We start from the raw sequence: 17,796 nt of genomic DNA on the forward strand, positions 1-17,796 counted from the left end.
CCTGTGGCGAGGGTATTTATCCCCGTTGGGTCGCGAAACGGCCCCCTGCATTCTTTCAGGTAACCCCCGGAAGCAGGTTTAGCGACGGCTTCGCCGCCGAACGGGGATAAATCCCCTCGCCACAAATGTCGATCTTCGCCCTCCGTTGACTCGCCAAATTGCCTTTCGATTTGCTCATTCGCAACGCACTTCTATATTGAGGAGGTGCTCTGACTTTCCTGTGTCCTGGCGAGTGCGGCCTATGGCTACGACTGACCAACTGATCATCTGCGAGCACTGCGACTGCGTGTATCAAAAAGTCACGCTCGCCAAACATCAGAAAACCCTGTGTACGCGCTGCGGTGGTGTGCTTCAGCGTTATAACGGCCTGACGGTGGAGCAGCGGCTGGCGTTGACCGTGACGGCATTGATGCTGTGGATTTTCGCCAATTTCTATCCGGTGATGAGCATCAGCCTTAAAGGCTTGAAAAACAGCGCAACGCTGTGGGATTCCATAATGGCCCTGACGCTGGGCCCGATTACCTTCATCGCCCTGGTGGCCGCCATTTCCATGATCATTGCGCCGATTTTCCAGTTGCTGCTGTTGATCTGGGTCTTGAGCTTCGCCCTCACCTCCCGTCGCTCACCGGGTTTCAGATTCTGCATGCGCTGGCTGGAAACCCTGCGGCCCTGGAGCATGCTGGAAGTCTGCCTGCTGGGGGCGATGGTCGCGGTGATCAAGCTCGCCGGGTTGCTCGACGTGCTGCCCGGCATCGGACTGTTCGCCCTGGCCATTCTCAGCCTGATGATGATCCGCATTGCCGGGCGCGATATACGTGAACTGTGGGATGTTTTATGACCACGCCTCCGGTCGCGAGCGAACTCAACCTGTGCCTTTGCCACAGCTGCGGCCTGGCCTGTGACATGACCGGCGAACCCCAAGAATGCGAGCGTTGCGGTGCACCGCTGCATCGGCGCAAGCCCAACGCACTGACCCGCACCTGGGCCTACCTGCTGACTTCGCTGGTGTTTTACATCCCGGCCAATGTGTTGCCGGTGATGAACACCAAAATGGTTGGCGCCGGCGCCGACAGCACCATCATGGGCGGTGTGCTGGATTTCTGGCAGCACGGCGCCTGGGACATTGCCCTGATCATTTTCATCGCCAGTATCGCGGTGCCGGGCGTCAAATTCGTCGCTCTGACGCTCCTGCTGGTGACCGTTCAGCGCGACAGCCAATGGGCGCGCAAGGAGCGGTCGAAAATGTACCGCTTCGTCGAGCTCATCGGTTATTGGTCGATGCTCGACGTGATCGTGGTGGCCCTGGTGGCTTCACTGGTCAAGTTTCAAGCCCTGGCCGATATCGAACCCCGCGTGGGCATTCTCTTCTTTGGCCTGGTCGTGGTGTTCACCATGCTCTCGGCCATGAGTTTTGACCCGCGTTTGATCTGGGACCAACACCATTCGAATCACGAGGAGGTCATGGATGAAGTCGCAAGCCACTGACGGACCGCAAGCTCCCGGGCAGGCCCCGATCAAGACCCGTCGTTTCAGCGTTTCCTTGGTATGGATAGTCCCGATTATCGCGGTGCTGGTAGGTATTTCGCTGGTGGTGCACAGCATCCTGCAGGAAGGACCGACCATCACCGTCACATTCAAGACCGGCAGCGGCCTGACCGCCAACAAGACCGAGGTCAAATACCGTAACGTGGTGATCGGGCAAGTCTCCGAGGTAGAACTGAGCAACGACCAGAAAAGCGTCAACGCCACCATCAAACTGGCCAAGCAGGCGGAAAGTTTCACCCGCGAAGACTCGCAATTCTGGGTGGTGCGGCCCCGAATCGGCGCGGGCGGCGTGTCGGGTATCGATACGCTGCTGTCCGGGGACTACATTGGCGCCGACATTGGCCAGGCCAATGCGCGGTCGAAGAACTTCAAAGGCCTGGAAAATCCGCCGCCGATCACTTATGGCGAGCCGGGCAAGCGCTTCATGCTGAACACCCCGGACCTGGGTTCGCTGGACATCGGCTCGCCGGTTTACTACCGCAAGATTCCGGTCGGCCAAGTCGTCGCTTACACCCTGGATGCCGACGGCAAAGGGGTGAACATCGAAGTCTTCATTCACTCACCCAACGATGCCTTCGTCACCGAAAACACCCGTTTCTGGAACGCCAGCGGGATTGATGTGAATGTCGGCGCCAACGGTTTTGCAGTGAAGACCGAGTCGCTGTCCGCCATGTTGGTGGGCGGCATCGCCTTCCGCGCCCCGGAGTACAGCCCCAACGATAAACCGGCCACCGAGGAAAAAGCCTTCGAGCTCTTCGAAGACCAGCAAACCGCCCTCGCCCCGCCCAATGGCAAGGCGCAATACCTGAGTTTGCGTTTCGACCAGGCATTGCGTGGGCTGAAGGTCGGTGCGCCGGTGGAATTCCTTGGCATCGAGTTCGGCACAGTGGTGTCGGTCAATCTGGATTTCGATGCAAAAAAGCGCAGCTTTCCGGTCAACGTCGGCATCGTTATCTACCCGCAACGCCTCGGTCAGGCTCACGCCAAAATGCTTGAGGCGTTGAAGCACGACCCCAATGACGAAGCCGCCGGTGTCAGGCTTATGGGCTCCTTCATCGAAAACGGCCTGCGGGCTCAAGCCCGAAGCGGCAACCTGTTGACCGGTCAGCTCTATATAGCGCTCGACTTCTACCCTAAGGCAGAGAAAGTCGTGTTTGATCCAACCGCTCGGCCTGTGTCCATCCCGACCATTCCCGGCAGCCTTGAACAGTTGCAGGAAAAACTCGAAAGCATGGTCAACAAAATCAACGATCTGCCCATCGGACGCATTGCCGGCAACCTCGACAGCAACCTCGTCGAGCTGCGCAAAGGCCTCGCGCAATTCAACGCCAAGACCTTGCCCGGCGTGCAAACCACCCTGGCGGACGTCAGCAAGACCCTGCAATCGGCCAGCTCGACACTTGCCGAGGACTCGCCGCAACGCGAGCAATTGACCCAGACCCTGGAGGAACTCGGACGCATGTCGCGCTCCTTGCGTGAGCTCTCGGATTACCTGGGCCGGCATCCGGAATCGCTGATTCGCGGTCGCCCCGATAACGCCGCGCCGATGGACTTGAAGGCACCGCCGCGCAACTGACCAACAGGAGCAACACCCATGGTTTCCTCGCTGAAGATGACGTTGGTCACTGCGCTATTGCTGCTCGTCGCGTGCCGCAGTGAGCCGATCCAGTTCCATACCCTGACGCCGGCGCAACTGAGCGGGACGGCACGCGCCAACGGTGGGGAAATCCTGATCGAAGGCCTCAGCGTGCCGCCGCAGGTCGATCGTCCGCAGATCGTCATTCGTCAGGGCAACAGTGGCCTGGCGATTCTAGAGACCGAGTGGTGGGCTGCGAGCCTGGTGGATGAGTTGCGCAGCGCCTTGGCCGATCAACTGGCCAACAGCAATCCCCAGCGCAAAGTGTCGGTGCGCGTGGAGGTTCAGCGCTTTGATTCGGTTCCCGGTCAATACGCGCTGATGGACGTCAAATGGCGCCTGCGCAGTCCCGGCGAAGGCGATACCACGCTGGTCAGCTGCCGAAGTACGTTGCAAACACCTTCAGGGCCGTCCATCGACGACTTGGTCCTTGCCCAGCAGAACAACGTCAAACGCCTGGCCGCGTTGATCAGCCAGGCGGCAGCCGGATCGCAAAAAGGGTGTCCGGCATCGCAATGAATTGACGTTTTTTTCTCATTCATCCCCTTACATTTGGCACCGTCTCAAACCTGCAAATGATTCGTATTGACCTACAATCATTGACGACCCAACGGTCTGTCCAGCGTGCACGAATCTTAAAATCACGGAGCCGCCACTGCATGAATCGCCCTGTCCCCTCTTTCCTGAAAGCCGCCTTGCTGGCCGCCGCCCTGTTCGGTGCAGGTCACGTTTACTCAGCCGATGCCGACGGTATCGTGGTCTACAACGCCCAGCATGAAAGCCTGACCAAAGCCTGGATCGAGGGCTTTACCAAGGAAACCGGAATCAAGGTCACAGTGCGCAATGGCGACGACACGGAAATGGGCAATCAGATCGTGCAGGAAGGCGCAGCCTCCCCGGCTGACGTGTTTCTGACCGAAAACTCCCCGGCCATGGTGCTGGTGGATAACGCGGGGCTGTTTACGCCCGTAGCGCCAACCACTCTGGAACAAGTCGACGCGGCCTACCGTCCGGCGCATGGCAAGTGGGTGGGCATCGCCGCGCGCTCGACTGTGTTTGTCTATAACCCGGGCAAACTGCCCGAAGCCGAGTTGCCAAAGTCACTGATGGATCTCGCCGACCCGAAATGGAAAGGTCGCTGGGCGGCGTCACCGGCCGGCGCGGACTTCCAGGCCATTGTCGCCGCGGTGCTGGAACTCAAGGGCGAAGCCGCCACTCTCGAGTGGCTCAAGGGGATGAAAACCAACTTCACCGCGTATCGGGGCAACAGCTCCGTGTTGAAAGCAGTGAATGCCGGGCAGATCGACAGCGGTGTGATTTACCACTATTACCGCTTCGGTGATCAGGCCCGGACCGGCGAAAACAGCAAGGACACTGCCCTGCATTACTTCAAACATCAGGACCCGGGCGCGTTTGTCAGCATTTCCGGTGGCGGCGTCCTGGCGTCCAGCCAACATAAGGAACAGGCCCAGGCGTTTCTGAAATGGATCACCGGCAAGGATGGCCAGGCCATCCTCAAGACCGGCAATTCGTTTGAATACGCGGTCGGCAAGAACGCGCAATCCAACCCAAAACTGGTGCCCCTGCAGCAGCTCGACGCGCCGAAAGTCGACGCCTCGAAACTCGACAGCAAAAAAGCCGTTGAGCTGATGACACAGGCCGGACTGCTCTAATTGATGCCTGAAACATTACCGGCGGTCGTCGCTGAGGCGATACCCGCACATTTGCGCCGCCGCTCTCGCGGAGTGTTCGTGGGTCGCGGCGGTGCATGGGTGATCGGTTTGTCGGTGCTGGTTTCGCTGCTGGCGCTGCTGCCAATCGCTTTTGTCATCGGCGTGTCCGTGCAAACCGGCTGGACAACCTTGCTCGCACTGGTGTTTCGGCCACGGGTCGGCGAGCTGTTCATCAACACCGTATTGCTGGTGCTGATCACGATTCCCCTGTGCGTCGCGCTGGGCGTGACACTCGCCTGGCTGACCGAGCGCAGCGATCTGCCGGGGCGGCGCTGGTGGTCGTTGCTGGCGACCGCGCCGCTGGCGGTCCCGGCATTCGTTCACAGCTATGCCTGGGTCAGTCTGGTGCCGCCGATTCACGGGCTGTTTGCCGGGGTTCTGGTGTCGGTCATCGCCTACTTCCCGTTCCTCTACTTGCCGATTGCGGCGACGTTGCGTCGCCTCGATCCGGCCATCGAAGATGTCGCGCAATCGATGGGGCTCAAACCTTGGGCGGTGTTTTTTCGCGTGGTGCTGCCGCAGCTGCGTCTGGCCATTTGCGGCGGCGCCTTGTTGGTCGGGCTGCACCTGCTCGCCGAATACGGCCTGTACGCGATGATCCGCTTCGACACCTTCACCACAGCGATCTTCGATCAGTTCAAATCCACCTTCAACGGGCCAGCCGCGAACATGCTGGCGGGTGTGCTCGCGCTGTGTTGCCTGGCGATGCTGACCGTCGAATCGGCGGCGCGTGGCAATGCGCGGTATGCCCGCGTCGGTTCCGGGAGCGCCCGCGAACAGCAGGTCGTACGCCTGAAAAAGTTGCCGACCGTTCTCGCGCTAACCTTGCTGTTGGTGACCTGCGCCCTGGCGCTCGGGGTGCCGTTGATCACCTTGGGCAAATGGCTGATCGCCGGTGGCTCGCAGGTCTGGCAGATGGCCGAGCTGATGCCGGCACTGCAACAGACGCTGCTGCTTGGGGTTGCCGGCGCGGCCCTCACCACCTGCGCGGCGATTCCGATTGCGTGGCTGTCGATCCGCTCGCCGGGTCGGCTGCAACGGATCCTCGAAAGCTGCAACTACATCACCAGTTCGTTGCCGGGCATTGTGGTCGCCCTGGCGTTGGTGACGGTCACGGTGCATTTCGCCCGGCCGATTTATCAGACCACGATTACCGTGTTGCTTGCGTACCTGCTGATGTTTTTACCCCGTGCGCTGGTGAGTTTGCGGGCGGGCATCGCTCAGGCGCCGGTTGAGCTGGAGAACATCGCCCGCAGTCTCGGTCGCTCTCCCGGTCGTGCGTTGTGGTTGATTACCCTGCGCCTCGCCGCGCCCGGTGCTGCTGCGGGTGCCGCGCTGGTGTTCCTGGCGATCACCAATGAATTGACCGCCACCCTGCTGCTCGCTCCGAACGGCACGCGCACGCTGGCGACCGGGTTCTGGGCGTTGACCAGCGAGATCGACTACGCCGCCGCTGCGCCTTATGCCTTGCTGATGATCCTGCTGTCACTTCCGTTGACCGGGCTCCTCTATCACCAATCCAAACGAACGGCTGGCCGATGAACGCTCTTGAACTGCATTCGATCTGCAAATCCTATGGCGCGCATCGCGCCCTGGAAAACATCAGCCTGACGGTGCCCACGGGTAGTCGCACGGTGATCGTCGGGCCTTCCGGTTCGGGTAAAACCACCTTGCTGCGCATGATCGCCGGTTTCGAGTTTCCGGACTCGGGCCGCCTGACGTTCAATGGCCAGACGTTGGTGGACGACACCCACGAAGTCCCGGCGCATCTACGTCAGATCGGTTATGTCCCGCAGGACGGCGCCCTGTTTCCGCACATGACCGTGGCCGCCAACATCGGTTTCGGCCTGTCGACCAAGGGCGCCATCAAACACGAGCGTATTGCCGAACTGATGGACAGCGTGGCACTGGATTCCAGCATGGCCAATCGTTGGCCCCATGAGCTTTCCGGCGGCCAACAACAACGTGTGGCACTGGCGCGAGCGCTGGCGCAACAGCCGCGCCTGATGTTGCTGGATGAGCCATTTTCCGCGCTCGATACCGGCTTGCGCGCCGCCATGCGCAAACTGGTGGCGCGGTTGCTGGCGGACGCCGGTGTCACCACCATTCTGGTCACCCATGACCAGAGTGAAGCGCTGTCGTTTGCCGATCAGCTTGCGGTCATGCGTGAGGGGCGTGTGGTGCAGTCCGGTCATCCGCTGGACCTTTACCGCTATCCCGGTGACGAACAAACCGCAATGTTCCTCGGCGATGCCGTGGTCATGCCGGCCCGGATCGAAGCCGGCTGGGCGCATTGCGATCTCGGGCGGATCCCGGTCAACAATCATCGCAACAACCACTGTGCGCAGATCATGCTGCGGCCCGAGCAGTTGCAACTGGTCGGTATCGTTTCCAGCTCGGTCGAGACCGCCGGTTGTCGAGCCGTGGTGACCGAGCGCGATTTCAGCGGCAATACCTGCACATTGACCGTGGAACTGGAACCTCTGTCATCCACCGACCTGCCCGGTCGGTCATTGATGGTGCGCAGTTCGGGCCTGTACGCGCCACCGACCGGCAGTGCGGTTCACGTCTCGACCATCGGCCACGCCCATGTGTTGAGTGAATCTTAAAGGTCGAAGCGGTCTATCGCCCGCCGCCGCTCATTGTCATCGCGCACGTCGTAGTTGGCTGTCGTCTGGATATTGCTGTGATGGGCAAGTTTCTGCGCAATCGACAAGTCATGTTCCTCGATCACCCGGGTAATGAACGAGCGCCGAAAGTCATGGGGCATGATTTTCACCCCGACCTGCGCGCCGCGTTGCCGGGCGATGTAATAGATCGCATGTTTGGTGATGCGCTCACGGGTGATGTGGCTGCCGCGGCGGATGCGATTGAACAGGAACGCATCATCAACCTCGCCTTCCTTGAGTTGCGAGCGGCGCAGCTCCAGCCAGGCATCCAGTTTGGCGAACGCCCAGGCCGGTGCGTATTTGATCAGCTGTTTGTTGCCTTTGGCGGTCACCCGCAGGCTGCGTTCGGTGAAATCCACCTGATCGAGGTCGAGGTTCACCGACTCTGATTTGCGCATGCCCGAACCGTACAGAATCCCGATGATCGCCGCGTCCCGCAGGCCTTGCGGCCGTGGATCGGCGGCACAGACTGCCATCATTTCCTGGATCAGCGAGCGGCGCAGATTGCGTCCCTGGGACAATCGTGTGCCGGCAATGCCCTTGACCGAGCGCATCTTCAGCAAGTGTTCCTGGCTGATCAGGCTCATGCGCCACGCTTCATTCATCACCCCGCGCACGGCGTTGACGTACAGCGAAGACGTGTTGGGCGCGTAGCCGTCCGCGCGCAACGCCGCCACCAGCGCGATCACATCCTCGGGCTGCAACTGGTGCCAGGGAATCTCCTCGACGTTCATGTCTTCGAAGCCCAGGCGGTCGGCGGCGTCCTGCAACACATAACGCATGGTCAGTTGGCTGGATGGCGCCAGTCGCGCCAGATACAGGGGCATCGGATTGGTCTTTGCAGCAGTTGAATCAGTAACAGGTAAGTCAATCAAAACAAAACGGCCTTGAGTGGAAACAGATCAATAAAACAACTAAGGATTGAAACATTCTTCATATAAAGCGGGACACTTCTGCAGGACTTTTCTACTAAAGAGCGCGATGAACGGCAGAAGCCTGAACATTGGCTTAATAACGTTCAGATAAACGATTCCGTCGCCGTTTTTTGATGTTCCTTTCACAAAAACCGGCCTAACCTCGTCTCTACCCGGTGGGCCTCGACAGGCTCCCAACCTGCCGGCCATGGCTGCAAAAGTCAAATAAGGCTCGTGCCCGACAGGTCACTAAACCATTGAAATCCCGTTTATTTCGGTACTTCCCCCGAAGGACGGCCTACGCCCCGAGGTTTTCCATGAGTGAGGCTTTTCTCCCCTTCTCCCGCCCCAGTATCGGCGATGAAGAAATAGCCGCCGTAGAGCAAGTATTGCGCTCCGGGTGGATCACTACCGGGCCGAAAAACCAGCAACTCGAAGAACACTTCGCCAACTATGTTGGCTGCCGCCATGCCGTGGCGTTGTCCTCGGCCACCGGCGCCATGCATGTCACGTTATTGGCCTTGGGCATCGGACCCGGCGACGAAGTCATCACGCCATCCCAGACCTGGGTTTCCACCGCCAACATGATCTGCCTGCTGGGCGCGACGCCGGTGTTTGTCGACGTCGACCGCGACACGCTGATGAGCAGCGTCGAACACATCGAAGCGGCCATCACCCCACGCACTCGGGCAATCATTCCGGTGCACTACGCCGGCGCGGCATTCGATCTCGATGCGCTTTACGCCTTGGCCGACAAACACGGCATCCCGGTGATCGAAGATGCTGCCCATGCGGCGGGCACCTTCTACAAAAACCGTCACGTCGGCGCGAAAGGCACGGCGATCTTCTCGTTCCACGCGATCAAGAACATGACCTGCGCCGAGGGTGCGATGTTCGTCAGCGACGATGAGGCGCTGGCCAACCGGGTGCGCATGCTCAAGTTTCACGGGCTCGGCGTCGATGCCTATGACCGCATGACCCACGGCCGCAAACCCCAGGCCCAGGTGATCGAACCGGGGTTCAAATACAACCTGGCCGACATCAATGCCGCCATCGCCCTGGTGCAACTGGAACGCCTGGATGAGATCAATGCCAAGCGTACCGCGCTGGCCAGACGCTATTTGCAGCGTCTGGAAGGCTCGCCGGTGCAACCGCTGGCGATTCCGCTTTACCCGCAGCAGCACGCCTGGCACCTGTTCATCCTGCGCATCGATGCCGAGCGCTGCGGACTCGACCGTGAAGCGTTCATGCAAGCCCTGCAGGCGCGGAACATCGGCACCGGCATCCACTTCATCGCCACCCACTTGCACACCTGGTACCGCCAGCGCTTCCCCAACATCTACCTGCCCAACACCGAATGGAACTCGGCACGCCTGTGCTCGATCCCGTTGTTCCCCGACATGACCACCGAGGACGTCGACCGTGTCGTCAGCGCCATCGAACTCACACTGGACACACGCCTGTGAAACCTTACCCGATCCGTTGCGTGTCGATCGTCATCCCGGTCTACAATGAGCAGGACAGCCTGCCCGAATTGCTCAGGCGCACCGAAGTGGCGTGCCAGCAACTGCACCACGACTACGAAATCGTGTTGGTCGACGACGGCAGCCGCGACAATTCCGCGCAGATCCTCGAAGAGGCCGCCAGTCGCGATTGCAGCCCGGTGGTGGCGGTCATTCTCAACCGCAATTACGGCCAGCACGCGGCAATCATGGCCGGTTTCGAGCAGTGCAAGGGCGATGTCGTCATCACCCTCGATGCCGATCTGCAAAACCCGCCCGAAGAGATTCCTCGCCTGGTGGCCCAGGCTGAGCTTGGCTATGACGTGGTCGCCACGGTACGTAGCAACCGTCAGGATTCGGCCCTGCGCCGTTGGCCGTCGAAGCTGATCAACCTCGCCGTGCAGCGTTCCACCGGCGTCGCCATGAGTGATTACGGCTGCATGCTCCGCGCCTATCGTCGATCGATTGTCGACGCGATGCTCGCCTGCCGCGAGCGCAGCACCTTCATCCCTATCCTCGCCAACAGCTTCGCCCGGCACACCACGGAGATCCTGGTGACCCACGCCGAGCGCGAACACGGCGAATCGAAGTACAGCCCCATGCGCCTGATCAACCTGATGTTCGACCTGATCACTTGCATGACCACCACGCCGTTGCGGTTGTTGAGCATTGTCGGCTTCGCCATGGCCGGGCTCGGCGTGGCGTTTGCCACCGTGCTGATTGTCTTGCGGCTGGTGTTCGGCGCCAGTTGGGCCGGTGACGGGATGTTCGTGCTGTTCGCCGTGCTGTTCGTGTTCACCGGCGGCCAGTTCATCGGCATGGGCCTGCTGGGCGAATACCTGGGGCGCATGTACAGCGATGTCCGTGCGCGTCCGCGGTTTTTCATCGAAAAAGTCCTTCGCAGCCAGCCCGCCACACCCGTTCCCGTCATCACCGTTGACGGCCTCAATTCCACTTCTTCAGATCAGGTTCTCTCATGAGCGCAAAAGCAGTTGTTTTCGCCTATCACGATATTGGCTGTACCGGTATCGAAACCCTGCTCGACAGCGGTTATGAGATTGCTGCCGTGTTCACCCACGCCGATGATCCCAAGGAGAACGCTTTCTACGCCTCCGTTGCACAACTGTGCGCACGCCGGGGCATTGCGGTGCATGCCCCGGAAGACGTCAACCATCCGCTGTGGATCGAGCGCATCAGCCAGCTCAACCCCGATTACCTGTTCTCGTTCTACTACCGCCAGCTGCTGAGCGAACCGCTGCTGGCCACCGCGCGCAAAGGCGCGTTCAACCTGCACGGTTCGTTGCTGCCACGCTATCGCGGTCGTGCTCCGGCCAATTGGGTGCTGGTCAACGGCGAAAGCGAAACCGGCGTGACCCTGCACCGCATGGTCAAGCGCGCCGATGCCGGTGCCATCCTCGCCCAGAAGAAGGTTGGAATCGAGCGCAGCGACACCGCGCTGAGCCTGCACGGCAAACTGCGCGGGGCCGCTACCGACCTGTTACGCGACACCTTGCCCGCGCTGCTCGCCGGCAAGGTCAGTGAAACGCCGCAAGACGAATCCCAGGCCACGACGTTCGGTCGCCGCACGCCCGCCGACGGCAAACTGATCTGGCAAAAACCGGCAGAAGAACTGTTCAACCTGGTGCGCGCCGTCACCCAACCTTATCCCGGCGCGTTCTGCGCGGTGGGCGAACACAAGCTGGTTGTCTGGAGCGCCGAAGTGGTCAAGGGCAACGAAGGCCAGATGCCGGGGCGGGTCATCAGCGTCGATCCATTGCGCATCGCTTGCGGCGAAGATTCGCTGGTGATCAGCGCCGGTCAGCGCAACGACAACGGCTTGTACCTGAGCGGGCCGCAACTGGCCGGCGAACTCGGTCTGGTCGACGGTTCCGTGCTGCGAGGTGCCGAATCCGCACGCACGCCACGCCGCACACGCGTGCTGATCCTCGGCGTCAACGGTTTCATCGGCAATCACTTGTCCGAGCGTTTGCTGCGCGATGACCGCTACGAGGTCTACGGGCTCGACATCGGCTCCGATGCCATCTCGCGTTTGCGCAGCCATCCGAATTTCCATTTCGTCGAAGGCGATATCAGCATCCATTCCGAGTGGATCGAGTACCACATCAAGAAGTGCGACGTGATCCTGCCGCTGGTCGCGATCGCCACGCCTATCGAGTACACCCGCAACCCGCTGCGCGTGTTCGAGCTGGATTTCGAAGAGAACCTCAAGCTGGTTCGCTACTGCGTCAAATACCACAAGCGGGTGATCTTCCCGTCGACGTCGGAGGTCTATGGCATGTGCCAGGACGACAAATTCGACGAGGACACATCCAGCCTGGTGGTCGGGCCGATCAACAAGCAACGCTGGATCTACTCGACTTCCAAGCAACTGCTCGACCGGGTGATCTGGGCTTATGGCCAGAAAGGCCTGAACTTCACCCTGTTCCGCCCCTTCAACTGGATGGGGCCGCGCCTCGACCGTCTGGACTCGGCTCGCATCGGCAGCTCCCGAGCGATCACGCAACTGATCCTCAATCTGGTGGAAGGCACGCCGATTCGCCTGTTCGACGGCGGTGAGCAAAAACGTTGCTTCACTGACATTGCCGACGGCGTGGAAGCACTGGCGCGGATCATCGACAACCGCAACGATGCCTGCAACGGCCAGATCATCAACATCGGCAACCCGGACAACGAAGCGAGCATCCGCCAGTTGGGCGAAGAGCTGCTGCGTCAGTTCGAAGCGCACCCGCTGCGCCACAATTTCCCGCCATTCGCCGGGTTCCGCGACGTCGAAAGCAAGGCGTTCTACGGTGCGGGTTACCAGGACGTGTCCCACCGCAAACCGAGCATCGACAACGCCAAGCGCTTGCTGGACTGGACGCCGACCGTGGAGATGAGTGAAACCATCGGCAACACGCTGGATTTCTTCTTGCGTGAAGCCCTGCTCGAAATCGCGGACAACGTTTGATGAAAGCGGGCCTCCGGATTGATGTCGACACCTACCGAGGCACTCGTGAGGGTGTGCCGCGATTGCTGGAAATGCTTGATGAGGCCCAGGTCAAAGCGACGTTTTTTTTCAGCGTCGGGCCGGACAACATGGGGCGGCACCTGTGGCGCCTGATCCGCCCGCAGTTTCTCTGGAAGATGCTGCGCTCCAACGCCGCCGGACTGTACGGCTGGGACATTCTGCTGGCCGGCACCGCGTGGGCGGGCAAGCCGATCGGCCGCGATCTCGGGCATTTGATGCGGCAAACCCGGGCGGCCGGGCATGAAGTCGGCCTGCATGCCTGGGATCACCACGGCTGGCAGGCCAATGTCGGACGCTGGAGCGACGCACAGCTGATCGAGCAGATACGTCAGGGCGTGGACACGCTGAGCGACATCCTCGGACAAAAAATCGACTGCTCGGCGGCGGCGGGTTGGCGGGCGGACGAGCGTGTGATCGAAGCCAAGCAGGGTTTCGGTTTTCGCTACAACAGCGATTGTCGCGGCCGCAGTCTGTTCCGGCCGACATTGGCCGATGGTGGTCTGGGCGTGCCCCAGATCCCGGTGGACCTGCCCACCTTCGATGAAGTGGTCGGCCCGGCCGTCACGGCCGAGGATTTCAACGGGTTCATTCTTGAACGATTCACGGCGCAAAACCTCAACGTCTACACGGTCCACGCCGAAGTGGAAGGGATTCTGATGGCCCACGATTTCCGTCAACTGCTGGCCGATGCGCGTCAGCGCGATATCCGTTTTCAGCCTTTGGGTGATTTGCTGCCCGAAACACTGGACACCTTGCCCGGTGGCCGGGTGGTGCGCGGCGCGCTCGACGGTCGCGAAGGCTGGCTGGGAGTGCAAGGCGTATGAGCAAACGCTGGGCATTGCCGTTGTTGCTGGGCCTTTGTCTGTTGGCTTATCTGCTGCCGATGGGCAGCCACGGTTTGTGGATTCCGGACGAAACCCGCTACGCGCAAATCAGCCAGGGCATGCTCTTGAGCGGCGACTGGGTTTCGCCGCATTTCATGGGCCTGCGCTACTTCGAAAAACCGGTGGCCGGTTACTGGATGATCGCCCTCAGTCAGGCGGTGTTTGGCAACAACCTGTTCGGCGTGCGTTTCGTTTCGGCCCTCAGCACCGGGCTCAGCGTGATGCTGTGTTACCTGATTGCCCGCCGGCTCTGGAACGAGCCGCGCAAGAGTTTTGCCTGCGCGCTGCTGTACATGAGTTTTACCGTGGTGGCCGGGCAAGCAGGTTACGCCAACCTCGATCCGCAATTTACCTTTTGGGTCAACCTGAGCCTGGTGGCTTTGTGGTTTGCCCTGGACAGCGTCAGCCGTGGCCGGCGCCTGATCGGTTGGGCGTTGCTGGGCCTGGCGTGTGGCATGGGCTTCCTGACCAAGGGATTTCTGGCCTGGCTGTTGCCGGTACTGATCGCACTGCCGTGGATGATCTGGCAAAGACGCTGGCACGAGTTGTTGCGCTACGGCGCGGTGGCGATAGCCGTGGCCATCGCCGTGAGCCTGCCATGGGCCTTGGCGGTGCATGCGCAGGAGCCCGATTACTGGCGGTTCTTCTTCTGGCACGAACACATCCGCCGTTTCGCCGGTGACGATGCGCAGCATGACGCGCCGTGGTGGTTCTACCTGCCAATGCTGGTGGCGTTCAGTCTGCCGTGGGCCGCGTTATTGCCGTCGGCACTGAAGCAGGCGTGGCAAACCCGTGGTCAGGCCAGCATCGGCTTTCTGCTGCTGTGGTTGCTGATGCCGATGCTGTTTTTCAGCCTGAGCAACGGCAAGTTGCCGACTTACATCCTGCCGTGCCTGTTGCCCCTGGCCTTGTTGCTGGGCAACGCACTGGCGGATCGCCTGCGGCTGGAGCAAGACCTGGCGTTGGGCATCAATGGCTTGCTCAACCTCCTTCTGGGCCTGACCACCCTGCTCGCCCTTGTCTATCTGCAACTGAAAAACCCCCTGTACGACCACGAACTGCACAGCCTCGTGCTGGTGTTTATAGGCCTGATCGGCTGGATCATGGCCAACCTGCTGCAAGCGTTCCGACCGTTGCAATGCTGGGCGGCGCCGGCCTTCGGCAGTCTGTTGCTGATCGGTGTTCTACCGGTGGCGATGCCCGAAGCGGTGGTGGCCAACAAGATGCCCGACCAGTTCGTCCTCGAGCACGCACAGGAACTCGGCCAGGCCGAAACACTGCTGAGCAACGATCTGGGCGCCGCTTCGGCCCTGGCCTGGCGCCTGAAACGCCCGGACGTGGCGTTGTACAACACGATAGGCGAATTGAAATATGGCCTCGCTTATCCTGACGGCGCGCAGCAGCGCGTCGACCCCGATCGCGTGCTGCAGTGGATGCGCGACGCCCGCCGGAACGGTTCGGTGGGCGTGCTGATGCGGGTCAAAGGGGAGGACGAGCTGCGTGAAATCGAACACTTGCCCAAGGATGGCAAACGCTATGAACAAGGCAACCTTGTGATTCTGATTTTTCCTCAGGGTGCGTCATGAGCCTGTTGCTGGTGTTGGCAGCCTGCCTGCTCACCGGCCTGGGCCAGATCGCCCAGAAATACGCCGTGGAGCACTGGCGCGGCCGGTCATCGGCTTGGGGCGAGAAACTGCGCTCGCCATGGTTGTGGCTGGCAATCGCAGCGTTGGGCGCGGGCTTGCTGGTGTGGCTGCTGGTGTTGCAACGCCTTGAAGTCGGCGTCGCGTACCCGATGCTGAGTCTGAATTTCGTGCTGATCACCCTGATCGCCCGCTTCGTCTTCCACGAACCCATCGACCGCCGTCACTGGTTGGGCGTAGCGCTGGTGATGAGCGGCGTGATTTTGCTGGGACTGCACACATGAGCCTGCGCCGTGGCCTCACCTTCGCCCTCGGCAGCGTGCTGCTGGGCAGCGCCGCGCAGCTGGGCATGCGCTGGAGCATGACGCGCCTGCCGTCCCCCGAGCGTTGGCTGACTGCAGCCATTGATCCGACCGCTGTGGTCGTGGTGCTGGTCGCCATCCTCGCCTATGCCCTGTCGATGTTCAGCTGGCTCGCCGCCCTGCGCGATGTGCCACTGGGCCGGGCTTACTCGCTGTTGAGCATCAGCTACGCGCTGGTGTACCTGCTCGCCGTGGCGCTGCCGGCGTTCAACGAAGAATTCAGCCTTTCCAAAAGCCTCGGGGTGGCCCTGGTCATCCTCGGCGTCATCACCATCAACTCTCGACCTGCTCATGCGTCCAACCTCAGGAGTGACCTATGAAAATCAGTGTGTTTGGTAGCGGTTACGTGGGCCTGGTGCAGGCCGCTGTGCTGGCAGAAGTCGGCCACGACGTGGTCTGCATGGACATCGACGAGAAAAAAGTCGAGTTGCTGCAACAGGGCCACGTGAGCATTTTCGAACCGGGGCTCGCCAGCCTGGTGCGCGAAAGCCTCGACGCCAGGCGACTGCAGTTCACCACCGATGAAAAGTTCGCCGTGCAACACGGCCAGGTGCTGTTCATCGCGGTGGGCACGCCGTCCCGGGACGATGGCTCGGCGGACCTGCGCTACGTACTGTCGGTGGGCGAAGCGGTGGCCCGTCATCGCGAACACCCGGTGATTCTGGTGGAGAAATCCACCGTTCCCGTGGGCACCGGCGATACCTTGCGCGCACACATCGACAAGTGCCTGATCAAGGTCGGGCGGTTGTTGCAGTTCGAGATCGTCTCCAACCCGGAGTTTCTGAAAGAAGGCTCGGCCGTGGCCGATTGCCGGCGCCCGGACCGTATCGTCATCGGCTGCGAAAGCGATGAGGTCCGCGACGTCATGCGCGATCTTTACGCACCGTTCAACCGCAACCATGACCGGATCATGTTCATGGACCTGCGCAGTGCCGAACTGACCAAATACGCGGCCAACTGCATGCTCGCAACCAAGATCAGCTTCATCAACCAGATCGCTGAACTGGCCGAGCACCTTGGCGCCGACATCGAATCGGTGCGCCTGGGCATCGGCGCGGATTCGCGCATCGGCTATCACTTCATCTACCCCGGCTGCGGTTACGGCGGTTCGTGTTTTCCCAAAGACATGCGCGCCCTGATCCACAGCGCCGAAGAAGCGCATTGCTCCAGTGACCTGCTGCAAGCGGTGGAAGCAATCAACCAGCGGCAGAAACACAAGCTGTTCGAACGCATCAACGCGTTCTACAAGGGCGATCTGCGCGGCAAGACGTTCGCCGTGTGGGGCCTCGCGTTCAAACCCAACACCGATGACATGCGCGACGCACCAAGTCGCGTGCTGCTCGAATCGCTGTGGGCCGCCGGCGCCAGCGTGCGCGCGTTCGATCCGGAAGCGATGCAGGAAACCCAGCATTTGTACCCCGACGAAGCAAAGCTGATGCTCATGGGCACCCCGGAATCGGTGCTCGCCGGCGCCGATGCGTTGATCATCTGCACCGAGTGGCAGCAGTTCAAGGCACCGGATTTCAACCTGATCCAGCAACGGCTCAAAGCCCCGGTGATTTTTGACGGACGCAACCTGTACGACGCCGATCGCCTGGCGCGCAACGGATTCATGTACTTCCCGATGGGGCGCGGCGACTCGCGCAAGCTGCCGATTCCGTATCAGCAATGGCCGGTGGCTTCCGACGTCGCTTGATCGTTAACTCGCCGAGCATTTGTCAGCAGTCCCTTGGGGGTAGGGCTGCTGGCACTGGTGTTGTTCAGTACCGGGGTTTGTCAGACGCATCCTGCGTTTTACGCCCTCGATACAGCGCAGTCCCGCGCCCGCCCTACAGCCCCCTCCTACAACCATGTGTCAGTGGTCCGCACCTGACCGTAGA

16 protein-coding genes are annotated in these 17,796 nt (G+C 61.0%); 15 read left to right on the top strand and 1 reads right to left on the bottom strand.

Features of this window, described 5'->3' with window-relative positions; genetic code table 11:
• The first annotated feature begins 241 nt into the window (after positions 1-241).
• From ACM1ZW_RS25800 to ACM1ZW_RS25830, 7 genes are all read left to right on the top strand, one after another.
• On the top strand, positions 242-838 hold the full coding sequence (locus ACM1ZW_RS25800) for a paraquat-inducible protein A (RefSeq protein ID WP_017339017.1): 597 nt from the start codon (positions 242-244) through the stop codon (positions 836-838).
• The gene (locus tag ACM1ZW_RS25805; protein WP_017339018.1) at positions 835-1,485 is read left to right on the top strand and encodes a paraquat-inducible protein A; all 651 of its coding nucleotides are present in this window, start codon (positions 835-837) and stop codon (positions 1,483-1,485) included. Before ACM1ZW_RS25800 ends, ACM1ZW_RS25805 begins: the two co-directional genes overlap by 4 nt.
• Positions 1,466-3,121 (top strand): intermembrane transport protein PqiB, encoded by a 1,656-nt coding sequence (locus tag ACM1ZW_RS25810; RefSeq protein WP_416739633.1) that lies wholly within the window; start codon positions 1,466-1,468, stop codon positions 3,119-3,121. Before ACM1ZW_RS25805 ends, ACM1ZW_RS25810 begins: the two co-directional genes overlap by 20 nt.
• Positions 3,122-3,139: 18 nt before the next feature.
• Positions 3,140-3,700 (top strand): PqiC family protein, encoded by a 561-nt coding sequence (locus ACM1ZW_RS25815; RefSeq protein ID WP_416739634.1) that lies wholly within the window; start codon positions 3,140-3,142, stop codon positions 3,698-3,700.
• A 140-nt stretch (positions 3,701-3,840) separates the two neighbouring features.
• Positions 3,841-4,854 (top strand): iron ABC transporter substrate-binding protein, encoded by a 1,014-nt coding sequence (locus tag ACM1ZW_RS25820; protein WP_416739635.1) that lies wholly within the window; start codon positions 3,841-3,843, stop codon positions 4,852-4,854.
• Between the two features lie 3 nt (positions 4,855-4,857).
• Entirely contained in the window at positions 4,858-6,456 is a 1,599-nt protein-coding gene (locus ACM1ZW_RS25825; RefSeq protein WP_031318954.1) for an ABC transporter permease, read from the top strand.
• Positions 6,453-7,523 (top strand): ABC transporter ATP-binding protein, encoded by a 1,071-nt coding sequence (locus tag ACM1ZW_RS25830; RefSeq protein ID WP_416739636.1) that lies wholly within the window; start codon positions 6,453-6,455, stop codon positions 7,521-7,523. Before ACM1ZW_RS25825 ends, ACM1ZW_RS25830 begins: the two co-directional genes overlap by 4 nt.
• Here ACM1ZW_RS25830 and ACM1ZW_RS25835 read toward each other — a convergent pair.
• On the bottom strand, positions 7,520-8,410 hold the full coding sequence (locus ACM1ZW_RS25835; protein ID WP_017339024.1) for a site-specific integrase: 891 nt from the start codon (positions 8,408-8,410) through the stop codon (positions 7,520-7,522). The genes ACM1ZW_RS25830 and ACM1ZW_RS25835 overlap by 4 nt on opposite strands.
• 404 nt (positions 8,411-8,814) lie before the next feature.
• Here ACM1ZW_RS25835 and arnB point away from each other — a divergent pair, with 404 nt between their 5' ends.
• The 8 genes from arnB to ACM1ZW_RS25875 are packed head-to-tail and all read left to right on the top strand — an operon-like array spanning position 8,815 to position 17,612.
• A complete protein-coding gene (arnB, locus tag ACM1ZW_RS25840) occupies positions 8,815-9,963 on the top strand; it encodes a UDP-4-amino-4-deoxy-L-arabinose aminotransferase (RefSeq protein ID WP_416739637.1) in 1,149 nt (382 codons plus the stop codon).
• On the top strand, positions 9,960-10,979 hold the full coding sequence (gene arnC, locus ACM1ZW_RS25845; RefSeq protein ID WP_416739638.1) for an undecaprenyl-phosphate 4-deoxy-4-formamido-L-arabinose transferase: 1,020 nt from the start codon (positions 9,960-9,962) through the stop codon (positions 10,977-10,979). Before arnB ends, arnC begins: the two co-directional genes overlap by 4 nt.
• Positions 10,976-12,967 (top strand): bifunctional UDP-4-amino-4-deoxy-L-arabinose formyltransferase/UDP-glucuronic acid oxidase ArnA, encoded by a 1,992-nt coding sequence (arnA, locus tag ACM1ZW_RS25850; RefSeq protein WP_416739639.1) that lies wholly within the window; start codon positions 10,976-10,978, stop codon positions 12,965-12,967. Before arnC ends, arnA begins: the two co-directional genes overlap by 4 nt.
• Positions 12,967-13,851, top strand: coding sequence for a 4-deoxy-4-formamido-L-arabinose-phosphoundecaprenol deformylase (gene arnD / locus ACM1ZW_RS25855; RefSeq protein ID WP_416739640.1), 885 nt, complete (start codon positions 12,967-12,969; stop codon positions 13,849-13,851). The genes arnA and arnD overlap by 1 nt, the downstream gene beginning before the upstream one ends.
• The gene (gene arnT, locus ACM1ZW_RS25860) at positions 13,848-15,497 is read left to right on the top strand and encodes a lipid IV(A) 4-amino-4-deoxy-L-arabinosyltransferase (protein WP_416739641.1); all 1,650 of its coding nucleotides are present in this window, start codon (positions 13,848-13,850) and stop codon (positions 15,495-15,497) included. The genes arnD and arnT overlap by 4 nt, the downstream gene beginning before the upstream one ends.
• Positions 15,494-15,838, top strand: coding sequence for a 4-amino-4-deoxy-L-arabinose-phosphoundecaprenol flippase subunit ArnE (gene arnE / locus ACM1ZW_RS25865; RefSeq protein ID WP_416739642.1), 345 nt, complete (start codon positions 15,494-15,496; stop codon positions 15,836-15,838). The genes arnT and arnE overlap by 4 nt, the downstream gene beginning before the upstream one ends.
• Complete coding sequence (arnF, locus tag ACM1ZW_RS25870; protein WP_416739643.1) at positions 15,835-16,236, top strand: 4-amino-4-deoxy-L-arabinose-phosphoundecaprenol flippase subunit ArnF; 402 nt, start codon at positions 15,835-15,837, stop codon at positions 16,234-16,236. Before arnE ends, arnF begins: the two co-directional genes overlap by 4 nt.
• Complete coding sequence (locus ACM1ZW_RS25875) at positions 16,233-17,612, top strand: UDP-glucose dehydrogenase family protein (protein WP_017339032.1); 1,380 nt, start codon at positions 16,233-16,235, stop codon at positions 17,610-17,612. Before arnF ends, ACM1ZW_RS25875 begins: the two co-directional genes overlap by 4 nt.
• The last annotated feature ends 184 nt before the right edge of the window (positions 17,613-17,796 follow it).

Origin of the sequence: Pseudomonas sp. NFX71 (genome assembly GCF_048079215.1) — a bacterium.
Taxonomy (GTDB): Bacteria; Pseudomonadota; Gammaproteobacteria; order Pseudomonadales; family Pseudomonadaceae; genus Aquipseudomonas; species Aquipseudomonas fluorescens_B.